14 protein-coding genes are annotated in these 17,624 nt (G+C 63.0%); 9 read left to right on the forward strand and 5 right to left on the reverse strand.

Annotation, left to right across the window (positions count from 1 at the left end; genetic code table 11):
- Positions 1–38: 38 nt before the first annotated feature.
- The gene (locus HWX53_RS12305) at positions 39–1,322 is read right to left on the reverse strand and encodes an efflux RND transporter periplasmic adaptor subunit (RefSeq protein WP_175941110.1); all 1,284 of its coding nucleotides are present in this window, start codon (positions 1,320–1,322) and stop codon (positions 39–41) included.
- Positions 1,323–1,925: 603 nt separating this feature from the next.
- Between HWX53_RS12305 and HWX53_RS12310 the strand changes: the two genes are divergently transcribed.
- From HWX53_RS12310 to HWX53_RS12325, 4 genes are all read left to right on the forward strand, one after another.
- Positions 1,926–2,219, forward strand: coding sequence for a metalloregulator ArsR/SmtB family transcription factor (locus HWX53_RS12310; RefSeq protein ID WP_175941112.1), 294 nt, complete (start codon positions 1,926–1,928; stop codon positions 2,217–2,219).
- Positions 2,220–2,280: 61 nt separating this feature from the next.
- Positions 2,281–3,342, forward strand: a complete 1,062-nt coding sequence (locus HWX53_RS12315) for an alkene reductase (protein WP_175941115.1) — start codon at positions 2,281–2,283, stop codon at positions 3,340–3,342.
- Positions 3,343–3,691: 349 nt separating this feature from the next.
- Positions 3,692–5,383: an aspartate-alanine antiporter gene (gene aspT, locus HWX53_RS12320; protein ID WP_175941117.1), complete on the forward strand. Its 1,692-nt coding sequence runs from the start codon at positions 3,692–3,694 to the stop codon at positions 5,381–5,383.
- A gap of 65 nt (positions 5,384–5,448) precedes the next feature.
- The gene (locus HWX53_RS12325; protein WP_175941119.1) at positions 5,449–7,089 is read left to right on the forward strand and encodes a bifunctional aspartate transaminase/aspartate 4-decarboxylase; all 1,641 of its coding nucleotides are present in this window, start codon (positions 5,449–5,451) and stop codon (positions 7,087–7,089) included.
- Between the two features lie 55 nt (positions 7,090–7,144).
- On the opposite strand, the gene HWX53_RS12330 is transcribed toward HWX53_RS12325, so the two are convergent.
- Positions 7,145–8,338 carry a porin gene (locus tag HWX53_RS12330; RefSeq protein WP_175941121.1) on the reverse strand — a complete coding sequence of 398 codons (1,194 nt, stop codon included), beginning with the start codon at positions 8,336–8,338 and terminating at the stop codon, positions 7,145–7,147.
- Between the two features lie 267 nt (positions 8,339–8,605).
- Between HWX53_RS12330 and HWX53_RS12335 the strand changes: the two genes are divergently transcribed.
- Positions 8,606–8,974, forward strand: coding sequence for a nuclear transport factor 2 family protein (locus tag HWX53_RS12335; RefSeq protein ID WP_175941123.1), 369 nt, complete (start codon positions 8,606–8,608; stop codon positions 8,972–8,974).
- 14 nt (positions 8,975–8,988) lie between these two features.
- Here HWX53_RS12335 and HWX53_RS12340 read toward each other — a convergent pair whose 3' ends face one another.
- Together HWX53_RS12340 and HWX53_RS12345 are read right to left on the reverse strand one after the other, a co-directional pair.
- A complete protein-coding gene (locus tag HWX53_RS12340) occupies positions 8,989–10,104 on the reverse strand; it encodes a succinylglutamate desuccinylase/aspartoacylase family protein (RefSeq protein ID WP_175941125.1) in 1,116 nt (371 codons plus the stop codon).
- Between the two features lie 240 nt (positions 10,105–10,344).
- On the reverse strand, positions 10,345–11,136 hold the full coding sequence (locus HWX53_RS12345; RefSeq protein ID WP_175941127.1) for an ABC transporter substrate-binding protein: 792 nt from the start codon (positions 11,134–11,136) through the stop codon (positions 10,345–10,347).
- A 422-nt stretch (positions 11,137–11,558) separates the two neighbouring features.
- On the opposite strand from HWX53_RS12345, the gene HWX53_RS12350 reads away from it, so the two are divergent.
- Both HWX53_RS12350 and HWX53_RS12355 read left to right on the forward strand, forming a co-directional pair.
- Positions 11,559–12,932 carry an MFS transporter gene (locus tag HWX53_RS12350; protein WP_244140138.1) on the forward strand — a complete coding sequence of 458 codons (1,374 nt, stop codon included), beginning with the start codon at positions 11,559–11,561 and terminating at the stop codon, positions 12,930–12,932.
- A gap of 87 nt (positions 12,933–13,019) precedes the next feature.
- Complete coding sequence (locus HWX53_RS12355) at positions 13,020–13,913, forward strand: ferritin-like domain-containing protein (protein WP_175941131.1); 894 nt, start codon at positions 13,020–13,022, stop codon at positions 13,911–13,913.
- Here the strand turns inward: HWX53_RS12355 and HWX53_RS12360 are convergent.
- On the reverse strand, positions 13,906–14,646 hold the full coding sequence (locus tag HWX53_RS12360; protein ID WP_175941134.1) for a TetR/AcrR family transcriptional regulator: 741 nt from the start codon (positions 14,644–14,646) through the stop codon (positions 13,906–13,908). The two genes, HWX53_RS12355 and HWX53_RS12360, sit on opposite strands and share 8 nt — an antisense overlap.
- A 163-nt stretch (positions 14,647–14,809) precedes the next feature.
- Between HWX53_RS12360 and HWX53_RS12365 the strand changes: the two genes are divergently transcribed.
- Together HWX53_RS12365 and HWX53_RS12370 are read left to right on the forward strand one after the other, a co-directional pair.
- The gene (locus HWX53_RS12365; RefSeq protein ID WP_175941136.1) at positions 14,810–15,991 is read left to right on the forward strand and encodes an isovaleryl-CoA dehydrogenase; all 1,182 of its coding nucleotides are present in this window, start codon (positions 14,810–14,812) and stop codon (positions 15,989–15,991) included.
- 11 nt (positions 15,992–16,002) lie between these two features.
- The gene (locus HWX53_RS12370) at positions 16,003–17,610 is read left to right on the forward strand and encodes a carboxyl transferase domain-containing protein (protein WP_175941138.1); all 1,608 of its coding nucleotides are present in this window, start codon (positions 16,003–16,005) and stop codon (positions 17,608–17,610) included.
- Positions 17,611–17,624 lie beyond the last annotated feature (14 nt).

A 17,624-nucleotide genomic window follows, 5' to 3' on the forward strand; every position in this document is an offset into this window, starting at 1 on the left:
GACGTGCTTCCGATGCTTCCGATAGTCGACTTATCACATCACTTCTCGGTGCCGCCGCCTTCGCTTTTCGTTTGGGTCAGGGACGCCTGCGCGCCGGGAGCGGACGTCGCGGCTGGCGCGGTTGCCGGTGCCGCGCCCGGCGTCGGCGCGCTTACCACGCGCACTTGAGAATCGGCTCCGACGCGCACCGCGCCGTCCACGATCACGCGCTCGCCTGCCTTCAGTCCGCTCGTCACGAACCAGTCGTCGCCATGCCATTCGCCGACTTCGACCACGCGCTGACGCGGCTTGGATTGATCATCGAGCACCCAGACGAAATGACTCTTCGCGCCCTGCAGAATCGCGCGCTGCGGCACCAGAATCGCGTTGGGGCGGACGGCGCCCGCCACGCGCGCTTTGACGAACTGGCCAGGACGCAACGTGCCGCGCGGATTCGCGAACACCGCGCGCACGAGGAACGTGCCCGTCTCCGTGCTGAACGCCGGATTCGTGAAGTCGATGTGGCCGGTCTGCGGGTAGACAGATCCGTCTGCCTGAATGACGGTCACGTCGAACTTGTTTCCGGGCGGAAAGTGGAGTTCGTTCTTGCTGATCTCTTCGCGCCATCTCAGCAACTCGTTCTCCGAGATGCTGAAGTTCACCCACATCGGGTCTAACTGATAGATGTAGGTGAGCAAGCCCGATTGCGTCGGCGTGACGTAGCTGCCTTCCTGCACGCGCGCAAAACTCGACAAGCCCTTGAGCGGCGAACGGATCGTCGTATAGCTCAGGTTCAGTTGCGCGGTCTGCACTTCGCCCTGCGCGGCGATGACGGCGGCCTCGGCCTGCTTTTCATTACCGGTGGCGTCGTCGAGATCCTTCTTGCTCAACGCGTTCATCGCGGCGAGAGGCACCACGCGCGCGAGGTTCTGCTTGGTCACGTAAAGCCGCGCCTGCTGCTGCGCGAGCGCGCCCTTGGCCGTTTGCAACGCGGCCTCGAAGGGACGCTTGTCCATGAGGAACATCACCTGTCCGGCTTCCACCAGCGCGCCTTCGGTGTACATGCGCTTCTCGAGGAAGCCGTCGACGCGTGCGCGTATTTCCACTTCGCGCGAACTCTGTGTTTGCGCGGTGAACTCGAAGTCGACTGGCGTGGACTTCGACGTGACAGTGACGACGGTGACATCGACGGCCGGCCGCGGCGCTTCGGGAGGCGGCTTGTTGCACGCGGCGAGCGCGAGCAGCACGATCGAGGCAGAGCCACGCAAGCGCAGTGCGAGCATCCGGCGCGGCAGTTCGTGGAACCGCTTGCAGTCGAGCATCTGTTTGCACATGAACGCCATGAGCGCCTCCCCCCTGGGATGGCCGATAGTCGGGAGCGAACGCGCTGACGCGTGCTCGCCACGGCATGCTCGCGCGATGCAATTGGCGACTGCGTGCTAAACGACGGCGTGCCGCAAAAGCCGTGGCTTTCCGAGCGACGTCATCGATACAACCGAACGGCCAAGCGACGTCAATGAGCGCGAGCCTGATACTTGTGATGTGTTAGCGGACTCCGATCGTAACGGTGCAAAGCGCCCGAAAGGTCGGCTCTCCACCGTCAGGCGTGACGTGTCGATGAGTCCAGTAATAAACGAAGACGATCCAAAACGCTATAAAAAGTTTGGTGACATCGCCGGAGGACCTCGGCGCGCGTCATGCTAAACGCAGATGAATCACCGCAGTTAGCGAATGTAGGGATTGCTTATTATCTTTCCTCACCGCCGTGTCCCTTTTTGAAACGATGGTCGTGACTGTGTACTCGTGTGCTCTATTTCCCGCTTTGGACGCGACTGACGCGCGTACTTGCATATCGGAAAATAACGATATATAATTCGCCTCAAGACGATTCGAAACGTGCGTGCTCACTGCCGCATGTGTCGGCCGTCAGACGCACGAGCAACGAAATGGACATCGACGCAATTCATAAGGCCCTCGCCAACCCCCTTCGCCGCGAGATTCTCGAATGGCTGAAGGAGCCGGAGCGACATTTCCCTGATCAGGAACTGCCGCTGTCGCATGGCGTCTGCGCGGGTCAGATCGATGGGCGCTGCGGCATGTCGCAGTCCACCGTTTCCGCGCACCTTGCCACTTTGCATAAAGCCGGGCTCGTCACCACCAAGCGCGTAGGGCAGTGGGTGTTCTTCAAGCGCGACGAAGCGGTCATTCAGGCGTTTCGCGATTCCATCGAGAATCTTTGAGCGTCCGGATGCGCTTCGAGGTGACAGCATCATTTCAATTAACTTAGGATTTCTTATCGTTATGCCGACTCTTTTCGATCCGCTTCAGGTAGGCGCAATCACGCTCAAGAACCGCATCATCATGGCGCCGCTCACGCGCCAGCGCGCAGGCGTCGAACGCGTGCCGAACGCAATGATGGCGCAGTACTACGCCGATCGCGCATCGGCCGGTCTCATTCTCAGCGAAGCGACCTCCGTCACGCCACAGGGCGTCGGTTATGCCGATACGCCGGGCATCTGGTCGGACGAGCAAGTCGAAGGCTGGAAGCTCGTGACGCGCGCCGTGCACGAAGCAGGCGGCAAAATCTTCCTGCAACTGTGGCACGTGGGCCGTATTTCGGACCCCATCTTCCTGAACGGCGAACTGCCGGTTGCGCCGAGCGCGATCGCAGCGAGCGGACACGTGAGTCTCGTGCGTCCGCAGCGTCCGTACGTCACGCCGCGCGCGCTGGAACTGGATGAAATCGCGGGCGTGGTCGCGGCTTATCGCAAGGGCGCGGAGAACGCGAAGCGCGCGGGCTTCGACGGCGTGGAAGTGCACGGCGCGAACGGTTATCTGCTCGACCAGTTCCTGCAGGACAGCACCAACAAGCGCACCGACGAGTACGGCGGCCCGATCGAAAACCGCGCGCGCCTGATGCTCGAAGTGGTCGACGAGTGCATCGCCGTGTGGGGCGCGGATCGCGTGGGCGTGCATCTCGCGCCGCGCGCCGATTCGCATACCATGGGCGACAGCGACCGTGCAGCCACCTTCGGCTACGTGGCGCGTGAGCTCGGCAAGCGCAAGATCGCGTTCATCGCGGCGCGCGAGGCAGAAGGTCCGGACAGCCTCGGACCGCAACTGAAGAAGGCATTCGGCGGCGTGTATATCGCCAACGAAGGCTTCACCAAGCAAAGCGCGGAAGCCATCATCGAACGTGGCGATGCCGACGCCGTGGCGTGGGGCAAGCCGTTCATCGCGAACGCGGACCTCGTGCGCCGCTTCGAGATTGACGCGCCGCTGAACCAGCCGGATACCACGACGTTCTACGCGCCGGGTCCGAAGGGCTACACGGATTACCCGTTGCTGGAGACGGCGGAATAAGCAACGCACGCTTCGAGCATGTTTCGAGAACAGCGGCTTCGGCCGCTGTTTTTTTTTCGCCCAAACATCGGTTACATGCGCTGCCATGCACAGTGCAACGATCTGATCGCTTCAAACGCACTGCGAAATTATCGCTTTCGCTCACAACCGCACCGCGAAAATAGTGTATTGGTGCGTTTGACTCTCTGCCGGCCGTTCTCAACCACGCGCACCCGCGCCGGAACGACACCAACCAGGTGCATGCCGCGATTCGTTTCATGAACGATTAAAGACACCGCTCATTCCTTACGTTTCTCCCGTGCCCGTCGGGCATCTAACGGTCGCGGGTTCGTCCCGCAAAGGAGCGCATATGTCGTGGCTTACGCAAACGCTGCGCAGTTACCCGGAGATTGCCATCTTTCTCTCGCTAGGCGTCGGGTACTGGGTCGGCGGAAAGTCGTTCAAAGGATTCAGCCTCGGTGCGGTGACCGCGACGCTGCTCGCCGCCATCGCCATCGGGCAACTCGGCATCACCATTTCGTCGAATGTAAAGGCCGTCTTCTTTCTGATGTTTCTGTTCGCGGTCGGCTATGGCGTCGGCCCGCAATTCGTGCGCGGCATCGCAAAAGACGGCTTGCCGCAGGCGCTTTTCTCCGTCATCCAGTGCGTGCTCTGTCTCGCGGCGCCGTATGCAGCGGCGAAGATCGCGGGCTACGACGTCGGATCGGCGGCCGGGCTCTTCGCGGGATCGCAGACCATCTCGGCGTCGATGGGCCTCGCCACCGACGCGATCAATCGCCTGGGCCTGCCCGCCACCGAGACCAAGGCATTGCTCGACGCAATGCCGACCGCGTACGCCGTCACCTACATCTACGGCACCATCGGCTCGGCGATCATTCTCGCGATGCTCGGGCCGAAGCTGCTCAACATCGATCTCGTCGCCGCGTGCAAAGAGTACGAGCAACAGCTCGGCGGAACGGCCGAACTCGGCGGGCCGGGCAGCGGATGGCACCAGTTCTCGCTGCGCGCGTATCGCGTCGCCGATCAGGGCCGCGCAGCCGGCATGAGCGTGAGCCAGCTCGAGGCGCTGAGGCCCGCCGGCGCGCGTCTTTTCATCGAACGCATTCGGCGCGAGGGCAAGATTCAGGAAGCGAAGCTCGACGATGTGCTTCAGCCAGGCGATATCGTCGCGGTCGTCGGGCGGCGCGAGCATCTCATCGATCTCATCGGCGGCACCGCGACCGAGGTCGATGACGCCGAACTGCTCGCGGTGCCGGTTGAAGGCGTCGACGTCTATATCACCAGCAAGCACGTCGAAGGGCGCACGCTCGCCGAACTCGGGCAAACGCCGGGCGCGCGCGGCGTGTTCATCCGGCGCATCAAGCGTGGCGCGACGGAGACGCTGATTCCCGTGCTGCCGAGCACCAAGCTGTATCGCGGCGACACCGTGACGCTCGTGGGACGCACGCAGGATACGACTGCGGTGGCGAACGCAGTAGGCGTCATCGACCGCCCGAGCGACATGGCGGACATGGCGTTCGTGGGTCTCGCCATCACGCTCGGCGCGCTCATCGGCGCCATAGTCATCCGCTTTGGCGCGGTGCCGATCACGTTGTCGACGGCGGGCGGCGCGCTGATTGCGGGCATCGTGTTCGGCTGGCTGCGCGCGATTCATCCGACGTTCGGCCGCATTCCGTCGCCGACCATCTGGTTCATGAATTCAGTAGGACTGAATGTATTCATCGCGGTGGTCGGCATATCGGCGGGGCCTGGCTTCGTCGCGGGCCTGCAAAAGCTCGGCGTGAGCCTGTTTTTGTGGGGTATTTTCGCGTCGTCGGTGCCGCTCATCATCGGCATGTATATCGCGAAGTACGTCTTCAAGTTCCATCCCGCGATTCTGCTCGGCATCTGCGCGGGCGCGCGCACGACGACAGCCGCGCTCGGCATGATCTGCGATGCGGCCAAGAGCCAGGTGCCGGGCTTGGGCTACACGGTCACGTATGCGGTCGGCAATACGCTGCTCACCATCTGGGGGATGGTCATGGTGATGCTGATGACGTGAACGCGGACGCTGCGTGTCTCATCGTTTTTTCCTGTACCTGATTGCTCTTTTACTGGGGGTGTTGGATGTCAAAGTCCTCGAAGTCCGGTTCCGACGATCGTGCAGCGATGGCCTCGCTCAGCCCGTTCGAACTCAAGGACGAACTCATCAAGGCAGCGGGCGGCGGCGTGGTGGAGCGTCCCGCGAACGTCGCGATGCTCAACGCGGGCCGCGGCAATCCGAATTTCCTCGCGACCATTCCGCGCCACGGCTTCTGGCAACTCGGTCTCTTCGCGATGCGCGAATCGGAGCGTTCCTTCGCGTACATGCCCGAAGGCATCGGCGGTTTTCCGAAGCACGAAGGTCTCGAAGAACGCTTCGAAATCTTCGCGCGGGAGAACAAGGGCACGCCGGGCATCGCATTCTTGACGGGCGCGGTGTCGTATGTGCGAGATCAGCTCGGCCTGAACGCAGGCGACTTCCTCTATGAGATGTGCGAAGGCATTCTCGCTTCGAACTATCCGGTTCCGGACCGCATGCTCAAGTTGTCGGAGGTCATCGTCGGGCAATATCTGCGGCGCGAGATGATCGGCAAGCATCCGTTCGTCGGCGACTTCGACATCTTCGCGGTCGAAGGCGGCACCGCCGCGATGACGTACATCTTCAACACGATGCGCGAAAACTTCCTCATCAAGCAAGGGGACACCATTGCGCTCGGCATGCCCATTTTCACGCCGTATATCGAGATTCCGAAGCTCAACGACTACAAGCTCGAAGTCGTGAATCTTAACGCGGACGTCGCGCAAGGCTGGCAGTATTCGAAAGAAGAACTGGACAAGCTGCGCGATCCGAAGATCAAGGCGTTCTTCCTCGTCAATCCGAGCAATCCGCCTTCCGTGAAGATGGACGACGAGAGCCTGCGGTATATCGCGGAGATCGTGAAGGAACGGCCTGATCTGATTCTTCTGACCGACGACGTGTACGGCACCTTCGCCGACGACTTCGTGTCGCTCTTCGCGCTCTGTCCGAAGAATACGATTCTTGTGTACTCCTATTCGAAGTACTTCGGCGCGACGGGCTGGCGGCTCGGGACCATCGCCACGCATCGCGAGAACATCTTCGATGAACAACTCGCCGCGCTGCCGAAAGAGCAGAAGGCGATCTTGCACGAGCGTTACGAATCCATCACGACGGAGCCGGACAAGCTCAAGTTCATCGACCGGCTGGTGGCCGATAGCCGCACGGTCGCGCTAAATCACACGGCCGGCCTCTCGACGCCGCAACAAGTGCAGATGGTGCTGTTCTCGCTCTTCTCGCTGATGGACACGCCCGACGCGTACAAGAACGCGCTCAAGCGGCTCATTCGCAATCGCAAGCAGGCGCTCTATCGCGAGATCGGTATTCCGCTGGAAGACGACGACAAGAATCTCGTCGATTACTACACCATTCTGGATATGGAATACCTCGGCGAGCGCATGTATGGCCGCGACTATGTCGACTGGGTCATGAAGAACACGAAGCCGACAGAGCTGCTCTTCAGGCTCGCGCAGGAAGCGCGCGTCGTGCTGTTGCCGGGGCGCGGCTTCGGCACGCAGCATCCTTCGGGACGCGTGTCGCTCGCCAATCTCAACGAAAGCGACTACATGCAGATTGGCCGCGCGATTCGCAAGATGCTCGATGAGCACGTCGCGCAATATCAGGCGCAGAACGGCAAGAAAGGCAAGTAGAAGACAATCGGGCCGCGCAAGGCGGCCCGATTGTCCAAGCCATCTGGCGCGACGCTTAGAACTTGTGGCGCATGGCGATGCGGAACGCCAGTTGATTGTTCTCGCCCGCGCCCGACGTGCCGAAGTAGCTCGACGACGACGAACCGATCGACGCCTGATTCTCCACGCCGTTATTCGAACCCGAAGCCTTCTGATAGATGGCGAGCAGATACACGTCGGTGCGCTTGCTCAGCGCATAGTCGAAGCTCGCGTCGATCTGATGCCAGTGGCCCTTCAGATTGTCGTACAGATCCATGTAGGTGTAGCCGAGACCCGCGGTCATCGTCGGCGTGATGGCGTACTTGCCGCCGATATCGAACGCGTTGATGCGCGAGCTCGATCCGACGATCGGCTCGAAGCGCGTGTTCGTCCACAGGCCGAAGACGGTCGCCGCGCCGAACGCGTAAGTCGCGCCGACGCCGAACGAGCGCAGGTCCTTCGCGTTGTTGGTCGTGCCCGTGGTGTTGATGTTGGCGATCGTCGAGCTGAATGCGGGCGTGGCAGCCGTCGGATAGTGAATGTCCGTGTACGCCGCGCCGATGCCGAGCGGACCGGCCTTGTAGTTCAGGCCGAAGCTGTAGGCGCGCGAGGAGCCCTGCGTGGTCGTGGTGCCGACCGTCGTGTTGGGCGTGCCCGCGAACGCGCCGGCCGTGTTCGAGAAGCCGTACAACGCGCCGAACGTGAAGCCGTAGAAGTTCGCGCTCGAGAACTTGACCGCGTTGTTGATCCGGCTCGACGTCAACTGGTCGAAGTCGTTCATGTGGTACGCGTAGTTGCCGGCGACGGTCTGGCCGCCGATGGAATACGCGGAGCCGAGATAGTCGGTGCTGAAGCTGTATTGACGACCGAACGTCAGCGAGCCGACGTCGTTCTTCGAGATACCCACATAAGCCTGACGGCCGAATTCCGCGCCGCCCTGACCGAGCGTGCCCGTCCCGCTGTTGAAGCCGTTCTCCAACGTGAAGATCGCCTTGAGACCGCCGCCCAGGTCTTCGGCGCCACGCATGCCCCAACGGCTGGCCTGAGCCACGCCGTCGTCGTACTTCACGAGCGACTTGCCGGCGCGCGTCGTGCTGGTCGAGCTGTTGTTCACATAGCTGATGCCGGCGTCGATGATGCCGTACAGCGTCACGCTGCTCTGCGCATGAGCGGCCGTGGCGAGGGTGGCGAAAGCGGCGAGGGCGGCAGTAGCCAAAAGATTCTTCTTCAAAACATGCTCCGTGAGTTGGTTCGCGGTGTGTGGTCGCGCTGCGAGGGCAGCGCCTGTCGGCGGCGGGTCGCGCTCTGTCTGGCGCGTGGCGGCGACGGGCGCAAATGTAGCGATGACTGAAGAAAGAAATGTGACAGGGTTTACCTCGACCTCGCGTGTCTCGCCCGTGCAACGGGGCTGGCGCATCGCGCTCAGGTGTGCCAACGCGCGCACGCGTGACTGCGTGGCCGCGCTATGCTGGCGGTTCATCACCGCGAGCGCATGGACATGGACGAACAGGGAATCCGCGAACTGGAGGAACGGCTGAGACAGGCGATGATCGCGTCAGACGTGAAAGCGCTCGATGCGCTTCTCGCCGACGATCTGAGCTTCGTCGACGCAACCGGCAAGGTCTGGACGAAGGCCGACGACCTGAACGGGCATCGCTATGGCATGCAGCGCATCGACACGCTGAGCATCGAGGAGCAAAGCATCCGCGTGTACGGCGCGTTCGCGATCACGGTGACGCGCGTGGCGATATCCGGCACGTTCGGCGGCGCCCCGTTCACGGGCAGCCTGCGCTATACGCGGACGTGGGGCGAGACCGCAGGCGCCTGGCGCGTGGTCGCGGCGCAATGCGGTCTCATGGCTTTCTAGAAACTAGGAAACGCTCAGGCCGACAGCAGCGAGCCCGTGCGATACGCCTTCGCGCCCGCGATGCGCGCGACTTCCAGACCCGCCGTCGCGAAGCGCGTAATGTGCCGCGCGTACATGACGCCCGACGTGCTGCACTTGACCGTGGTCACCGTGTCGGTGAGCGGATCGACGATATCGGCGATGGCTTCGCCCGCGTCGATGAACGCGCCCACTTGCGCGCGAAACACGAGCACGCCCGACACGGGCGCGACGATCGGCTCCGCGCCTGCGAGCGGCGTCGCGGGGAACGCGAGCGCGGGCAGCGGCGCTTGCGGCGCATCGATCACGCCGCGGTGAATCAGGTAGTTGACGATTGCCTGCGCGTCCTTGTCCGCGAGTTCGTGCGACACGTCATGCTGGCTGCGCAATTCCACCGTCACGGAAATGCCGCCGTTCGGAATCGGGAAGCGATCGCCGTAACGCGCGCGCAGATCCGACCAGCAGAAGCTGTGAATCTCGTCGAACGGATTGCCGACCGAATTCAGCGCGAGCAGCGATGCCTTCGAGTCCAGATAACGCGCGAGCGGTTCCACTTCTTCCCAGATGTCCGGGTTCGTGTACAGATGCAGCGCGGCGTCCAGATCGCAGTGCAGGTCGAGCACCACGTCCGCGTCGTAGGACAGCTTTTGCAGCGCCAGGCGTTGCGATTCGAGCTCGGTGCGCGGCGTCTGTTCGTCGAGCGCCTCTTTCATCGCGGCGCGCACGGCGAGGCGGTTCGCATCCGCGTCGTCGGTCAGGCGCGCTTCCATGCGCGGCGCGATCAGCGCGGCGAGATCGTGGAAATTGCGGTTGAAGTTGTGACCGCTGTTGGTATCGAACCGGCCGAGCAGATTGCCGTGCAGGAATTGATTGAGGCCGATGGGATTCGGCACCGGCACGATCACCACTTCGCCGCGCAGCTTGCCGGCGGCTTCGAAAGCGGCGAGCTGGCGGCGCAGCTTCCACGCGACCAGCATGCCCGGGAGTTCGTCCGCGTGCAGCGACGACTGAATGTAGATCTTCTGTCCGTCACCCGGACCGTAATGGAAACTGGCGATGCTGCGTGAGGTGCCGAGCGTCGGCGAGATGAGCTGGTGAGTTCTGGTCTGCATAGTGTTCGCGCGCACGCGAGTGCGCGAGGTCTTGCCTCGATGGTTGCTGGACGGGCTGAGGCGCTCCGATGCGGGGCGAGTGGGGCGCCGCGGTGTCTCCGTCCGCCGGCGCCGCCTCAGACGTTCGATCTTAGCCGAAATCGGCGCGGCGGGCGGCCGGCTTGTCGGCACGGGCCGAACGGCGCGCAATGAAAAACGGGCTCCGCGGAGCCCGTTCGTCTGTTGGCTGCTTCCGGAGAATTAGCCGCCGTACACGTCGAAGTCGAAGTACTTCTTCTCGATCTTCTTGTACGTGCCGTCCTTGATGATGTCGGCGATCGCCTTGTCGATCTTCGTCTTCAGGTCGGTGTCTTCCTTGCGCAGACCGATACCGGCGCCATTGCCGAGAATCTTCTCGTCGACGATATCCTTGCCCGCGAAGTCGAAGCCCGCGCCGCGCGGCGTCTTCAGGAAGCCGATGTCGGCCTGCACCGCGTCTTGCAGCGCGGCGTCCAGACGGCCCGAGGTCAGGTCGGCGTAGACCTGGTCCTGGTTTTGGTACGGCGTGACGGTCACGCCCTTCGGCGCCCAATACGTCTTGGCGTAGGTTTCCTGAATCGTGCCCTGCTCGACGCCGACGTTCTTGCCCTTCAGGCTCTCAGCCGTCGGCAGGATGCCGCTGCCTTTCTTCGCGACGAGGCGCGTCGGCGTATTGAAGAGCTTGCTGGAGAAAGCGATCTGCTCGGCGCGTTGCGGCGTCATGGACATCGACGAGAGCACGCCGTCGAACTTCTTCGCCTTCAGCGCGGGGATCATGCCGTCGAAATCGTTCTCCACCCACACGCACTTGGCCTTCAGGCGCGCGCAGATTTCATTGCCGAGATCGATGTCGAAACCGACCAGCTTGCCATCCGAACCTTTGGATTCGAACGGGGGATAGCTTGCGTCGACGCCGAAGCGGATCGTCGAATAGTCCTTGGCATGGGCCGTGACGGCGGTGAACGACGTGACGGCGAGAAGGGACATCGACAAGGCGGCAAGCAGTTTCTTCACTGTTTTAACTCCAGAAGGTGGTCAGTTCGGCCCGGAAGGTCTCGTTCCGGTGCCGTCCGGCGAGGCGGGCGGTCGCCTGAAACAGGCCGGAAGGCGCGCATTCCGCGGATCGTGTCCGTGCAGAATCGGCAGAAGGTTACCAAGCCAAAATAGTTCGGAACCTAGTGAAACCCCGAATAGAGCTTTTCCTCCTTTCGGCATCCGCTTTCGAGCGCGCCGGCCGTCCCCGAACCCGCCGCGCCGCGAGGATGATCCATCCGGTTAAGATGCGGCCTTTGCTTTGCGCGCCTCGGAGTCGAACTCCGCGCATTGCCAGATAAAAGCCCGACATGAATCAGGAGACGATACCGATGCCCACTTCACCCGCGGCGACTTCTAGCCGCGCATCCGCCGATGCCGCGCCGCCCGCGCTGTCCGCCGGCATGATCTCCGCGCGCCTCGACCGGCTGCCCGCCACGCGCACGGTATGGACGCTCGTCGTGCTGCTGAGTCTCGGCTTCTTCTTCGAGCTTTACGACTTGCTGTATTCGGGCTATGTCGCGCCGGGCCTCGTGCGAAGCGGCATTCTGACGCCGACCACGAACGGCTTCTTCGGCATGACGGGCGTGGCGAGCTTCATCGCGTCGCTGTTCGCGGGGCTGTTTATCGGCACGGTCGCGTGCGGCTGGCTCGCCGACCGCTTCGGGCGTCGCGCGGTGTTCACGTATTCGCTGCTGTGGTACACGGCAGCCAACGTCGTGATGGCGTTTCAGGAGACCGCGACGGGCCTCAATTTCTGGCGCTTCATGGCGGGCGTGGGCATCGGCGTGGAACTCGTGACCATCGGCACGTATATCTCCGAACTCGCGCCGAAGCACATTCGCGGCCGCGCGTTCGCGTGCGAGCAGGCGGTGGGCTTCATGGCGGTGCCGGTGGTCGCGTTTCTCGCGTATTTGCTCGTGCCGCGCGCGCCGTTGCACATCGACGGCTGGCGGTGGGTCGTCGTGATCGGCGCGCATGGCGCGCTTTTCGTCTGGTGGATTCGCCGCCGCTTGCCCGAAAGCCCGCGCTGGCTCGCGCAGAAGGGGCGGCTGGACGAAGCCGACCGCGTGATGTCCGCGCTCGAAGCGCAGGTGCAACGCGAATACGGCAAGCCGCTGCCGCCGCCCGCCGAGCCGGAGCCGGTTCTGGACGCCGAGCGCGCGAAGGGCGGCTCGTTCGCCCGCATGTGGCGCCCGCCCTACGGCAAGCGCGCGACGATGATGATCATCTTCAACGTGTTTCAGACCGTCGGCTTCTACGGCTTCGCGAACTGGGTGCCGACGCTGCTCATCAAGCAGGGCATCACGGTGACGTCGAGCCTGATGTATTCGAGCATCATCGCGATCGCCGCGCCCATCGGCCCGATGATCGGCCTCGCGATTGCCGACAAGATCGAGCGCAAGACGGCCATCGTTGCGATGGCGGCGGCCAATATCGTCTGCGGGCTGCTATTCAGTCAGTCGTCGAATGCCGCGTTTCTGATTGCGATGGGCGTCGGACTCACGCTGTCCTCGAACATCATGTCGTACAGCTTTCACGCCTATCAGGCCGAGCTTTTTCCGACGAGCATCCGGGCGCGCGCGGTCGGCTTCGTCTATTCGTGGAGCCGATTCTCCGCGATCTTCACGTCGTTCATCATCGCGGGCGTGCTGAAGGGTTTCGGCACGACGGGCGTGTTCGTGTTCATCGCGGGCGCCATGCTGATCGTGATGGCGGCGATCGGGCTGATGGGGCCGAGAACGCGCGACATGGCGCTCGAGAAGATCTCGCATTGAGAGGCAACGGCGTGCCGATTGCTGCGTGTGGGCGTTCTGTATGCCAGAATCCGCAGAACGTTCCTTGTAGAAGCCAACAATTCGAATATGTCCGACACGCTCACCCCAGTCGAAGCAGATCATGCGATGCGCAACTGGATCTATCGATCCGAAGGCCGGATTCGGATCGGTTCCGAGCTGCACAAGCGCATGTTCTGCGAGATGCTGCTGACGACGCACAATCCTTATAAGCCTGCCGTCATCGAGTGGCCGAAGCTGGACCCGGCGGCGCTCAGGCGCGTCACGTCGCTGCCGATCTGGGATATCGCGGTGCAGACGGAAGGGCGCGCGTCGATTCGCGTGGCGACGTATGCGGCGAGCGTGTCCGACCCGCTGCTCAACGAAGCGCTGCGCATGAACGGCGGCGAAGAGGCGCGGCACAAGCTCGTGTTGTCGAAGCTGGTTGAGGCGTACGGCATCGAACTCGCGCCCGAGCCGCCGTATCCCGCGCCCGACGACGCCCTGCGCGCGTGGATGCTCACGGGCTACAGCGAGTGCATCGACAGTTTCTTCGCGTTCGGTCTCTTCGAGGCGGCGCGCCAGTCGGGCTATTTTCCGGAGGCACTCGTCGAGACGTTCGAGCCGGTGATACAGGAGGAGGCGCGGCACATCCTGTTCTTCGCGAACTGGGTGGCGTGGTATCGGCGCAGCTTGCCGTGGTATCGCAAGCCCGGCTTCCTGCTGAAGACCGCGGGCGTGTGGCTTACGCTGATCCGCGATCGCATTTCGCTCGCGCGCGGTTTCGACAAGAGCGGCGCGGCGCAGGACGCGAATTTCCCGGCGAATGTCGGGGATTCGGTGGCCGGGAACGTGTCGGTGGGCGCGTTGATCGATCTGTGTCTCGTCGAGAACGAGCGCCGCATGGCGGGCTACGACGCGCGCTTGCTGCGGCCGACCACCGTGCCGATGCTCGCGCGGCTGGCGCGGCGGTTCGTCAAGTAGCCGAGCTCGCTCCGGGTACTTTGGCCCGCTCCTCATACCGCCGCGACGCATCCTCCACGTCCTGCCTGAACCGTGCCAGCGCCGCGAGCTGCGCATCCGGCGGTTGCAGCGCGGCCCACAACACGTCCACCAGTTCATCCGCCGTCGTTTCGATCTGAGCCTGACTCAGGCGGCGCTTCGCCAGCGTCGCGTCCCACAGCACATGCTCCATCGGCCCGAAGACGAGCGAGCGCAACAGACGCAGCGACACGTCCGCGCGTATGTGCCCGAGCGCTTGCCCGCGCGCGAGCACGTCCATCAACGGCGCGGTGTAGCGGCGCTGCAATTCAGTAAGCGTATCCGACAGATCGTGCTGTTTCGTGCGGCCTTCCGACAGCACCAGCGAACATAAGCCGGTGCCGTTGACGAGCATCAGCCGCAAATGCGTCCGCACGATGAACGCGAACTGTTGCCGGATCGAGCCCTCGCGCGGCAGCCCGCTCTCGAACGCGTCGATGATCTCGTCGTACCAGTCCGCGATCACGCGCGCGCACAGCGCCCGCTTGCCGCTGAAGTAGCTGAAGACGGTCGCCTCCGAAATGCCCGCGCGCTGCGCGATTTCCGCCGTGGTTGCCGCGTCGTAGCCTTTTTCGGCGAAGACATCGCGGCCTGCTTGCAGGATGTCGCGCACGCGTTGCTGCGATTTGACGCCGGCAGGCGTGCGGCGGCCGGTTCCGGTGGATTGCGTGGACATGATCGTGCCGAAGAGTGTCGGGAACAAATGTGAGCGTAGCTCAAAACCCTATTGACGGCTACCCGATTTGAGCGTGAAATAAGCCACCATTCGGCTTGATGCCCGTTGTGAGCGAAACTCAAATTTGGGCATGCCAACCCTACTGCATATCGAGGAGACACCCATGAGCACCGTGCCGGGCCTGAACTTCGCGCTGGGCGAAGACATCGACATGTTGCGCGACACGCTCGTCAACTTCGCAGCGAAGGAGATTGCGCCGCGCGCCGCGGAAATCGACCGTACCGACCAGTTCCCGATGGACCTGTGGAAGAAGTTCGGCGATCTGGGCGTGCTCGGCATGACGGTCTCCGAAGAATACGGCGGCGCGAACATGGGCTACACCGCGCACATGGTCGCGATGGAGGAGATCTCGCGCGCGTCGGCGTCGGTGGGGCTGTCGTACGGCGCGCATTCGAATCTGTGCGTGAACCAGATTCATCGCAACGGCACGGAAGCGCAGAAGCGCAAATATCTGCCGAAGCTCGTATCCGGCGAGCATGTGGGCGCGCTGGCGATGAGCGAGCCGAACGCCGGGTCGGATGTGGTCAGCATGAAGCTGCGCGCCGACGAAAAGGGCGATCACTATGTGCTGAACGGCACGAAGATGTGGATCACCAACGGCCCGGACTGCGACACGCTCGTCGTGTATGCGAAGACGGACATCGAAGCGGGCGCGAGAGGCATTACGGCGTTCATCGTCGAGAAGGGCATGAAGGGCTTCTCCGTCGCGCAGAAGCTGGACAAGCTCGGCATGCGCGGCTCGCATACGGGCGAGCTCGTGTTTGAAAATGTCGAAGTGCCGAAAGAAAACATCCTCGGCGCGTTGAACGGCGGCGTGAAGGTGCTGATGAGCGGTCTCGACTATGAACGCGCCGTGCTCGCGGGCGGTCCGACCGGCATCATGCTCGCGTGCATGGATGCGGTGGTGCCGTATATCCACGATCGCAAGCAATTCGGGCAGGCCATCGGCGAATTTCAGCTGATTCAGGGCAAGGTCGCGGACCTTTATACGACGCTGCAAGCGTGCCGTGCGTATCTGTATGCGGTGGGCCGCCAGCTCGATACGCTCGGCTCCGGCCACGTGCGCGACGTGCGTAAGGACTGCGCAGGCGTCATTCTTTATACCGCCGAGAAAGCGACGTGGATGGCCGGCGAAGCAATCCAGATTCTCGGCGGCAACGGCTATATCAACGAATATCCGGTCGGGCGTCTCTGGCGCGATGCCAAGCTCTATGAAATCGGCGCGGGCACGAGCGAGATCCGCCGCATGCTGATCGGGCGCGAACTGTTCGCAGAGACGGCATAAGGGCGCGCGTCATGACCATCATCGAATCGAAGCTGAATCCGCGCAGCGAGGAATTTCGCACCAACGCGGCCGCGCTCGAAGCACTCGTCGCGGACCTGAAAGAGAAGGTCGCGAAGATCGCGGAAGGCGGCGGTCAGGCGGCGCGCGACCGTCATCTGTCGCGCAACAAGCTGCTGCCGCGCGATCGCATCGCGCAGTTGCTCGATCCCGGCACGCCGTTTCTCGAACTCTCGCCGCTCGCGGCGTACGGCATGTACAACGACGAAGCGCCGGGCGCGGGCATCATCACCGGTATCGGGCGCATTGCGGGGCAGGAGTGCGTGATCGTCTGCAACGACGCGACCGTGAAAGGCGGCACGTACTATCCGGTCACGGTGAAAAAGCATCTGCGCGCGCAGGAAATCGCGGAGCAGAATCGCTTGCCGTGCGTGTATCTCGTCGATTCGGGCGGCGCGAACCTGCCGAATCAGGACGACGTCTTCCCCGATCGCGATCACTTCGGCCGCATCTTCTATAACCAGGCGAACATGTCGGCGCAGGGCATCGCGCAGATCGCGGTCGTCATGGGATCGTGCACGGCGGGCGGCGCGTATGTGCCCGCGATGAGCGATGAATCGATCATCGTGAAAGATCAGGGCACGATCTTCCTGGGCGGTCCGCCGCTTGTCAAAGCAGCAACGGGCGAGGAAGTCAGCGCGGAAGACCTGGGCGGCGGCGATGTTCACACGCGGCTCTCGGGCGTCGTCGATCATCTGGCGCAGAACGACGCGCACGCGCTCGGCATCGCGCGCAGCATCGTCGGCAATCTCAATCGCGTGAAAGCGCCGACGCTCGCGCTCAAGGAACCGCTGCCGCCGCGTTATGAGCCGGAGAGCGTGTACGGCGTGATTCCGGTCGATACGCGTAAGCCCTTCGATGTGCGCGAAGTGATCGCGCGCATCGTCGACGATTCCGCATTCGATGAATTCAAAGCGCGTTACGGGACCACGCTCGTTTGCGGCTTCGCGCATATCTGGGGGCATCCGGTCGGTATCGTCGCGAACAACGGCATTCTATTCAGCGAATCCGCGTTGAAGGGCGCGCACTTTATCGAACTATGCTGCCAGCGCAAGATTCCGCTCGTCTTCTTGCAGAACATCACGGGCTTCATGGTCGGGCGCAAGTACGAGAACGAAGGCATCGCGCGTAACGGCGCGAAGATGGTCACGGCGGTGGCAACGGCAAAGGTGCCGAAGTTCACGGTCATCATCGGCGGCTCGTTCGGCGCGGGCAATTACGGCATGTGCGGCCGCGCGTATTCGCCGCGTTTCCTGTGGATGTGGCCGAACGCGCGCATCTCGGTGATGGGCGGCGAGCAGGCCGCGTCGGTGCTGGCGACCGTGCGGCGCGACGGCATCGAGAAGAAGGGCGGCACGTGGTCGAAGGAAGACGAGGAAGCGTTCAAGGCGCCGATTCGCGAGCAGTACGAGGTGCAAGGCCATCCGTACTATGCGAGCGCGCGTTTGTGGGACGACGGCGTGATCGATCCGGCGCAAACCCGCGACGTGCTCGGCCTCGGACTCGCGGCGACGATGAACGCGCCTATCGAAGACACGCGCTTCGGCGTGTTCCGCATGTAACCGGATGTGATGCC

Source organism: Caballeronia sp. BCC1704 (genome assembly GCF_902833455.1).
Taxonomy (GTDB): domain Bacteria; phylum Pseudomonadota; class Gammaproteobacteria; order Burkholderiales; family Burkholderiaceae; genus Caballeronia.

Coding starts and splice junctions, on each gene's coding strand:
- HWX53_RS12305 (WP_175941110.1), bottom strand. CDS start 1,322: ATGGCGTTCATGTGCAAACAGATGCTCGACTGCAAGCGGTTCCACGAA.
- HWX53_RS12310 (WP_175941112.1), top strand. CDS start 1,926: ATGGACATCGACGCAATTCATAAGGCCCTCGCCAACCCCCTTCGCCGC.
- HWX53_RS12315 (WP_175941115.1), top strand. CDS start 2,281: ATGCCGACTCTTTTCGATCCGCTTCAGGTAGGCGCAATCACGCTCAAG.
- aspT (WP_175941117.1), top strand. CDS start 3,692: ATGTCGTGGCTTACGCAAACGCTGCGCAGTTACCCGGAGATTGCCATC.
- HWX53_RS12325 (WP_175941119.1), top strand. CDS start 5,449: ATGTCAAAGTCCTCGAAGTCCGGTTCCGACGATCGTGCAGCGATGGCC.
- HWX53_RS12335 (WP_175941123.1), top strand. CDS start 8,606: ATGGACGAACAGGGAATCCGCGAACTGGAGGAACGGCTGAGACAGGCG.
- HWX53_RS12340 (WP_175941125.1), bottom strand. CDS start 10,104: ATGCAGACCAGAACTCACCAGCTCATCTCGCCGACGCTCGGCACCTCA.
- HWX53_RS12350 (WP_244140138.1), top strand. CDS start 11,559: ATGATCTCCGCGCGCCTCGACCGGCTGCCCGCCACGCGCACGGTATGG.
- HWX53_RS12355 (WP_175941131.1), top strand. CDS start 13,020: ATGTCCGACACGCTCACCCCAGTCGAAGCAGATCATGCGATGCGCAAC.
- HWX53_RS12360 (WP_175941134.1), bottom strand. CDS start 14,646: ATGTCCACGCAATCCACCGGAACCGGCCGCCGCACGCCTGCCGGCGTC.
- HWX53_RS12365 (WP_175941136.1), top strand. CDS start 14,810: ATGAGCACCGTGCCGGGCCTGAACTTCGCGCTGGGCGAAGACATCGAC.
- HWX53_RS12370 (WP_175941138.1), top strand. CDS start 16,003: ATGACCATCATCGAATCGAAGCTGAATCCGCGCAGCGAGGAATTTCGC.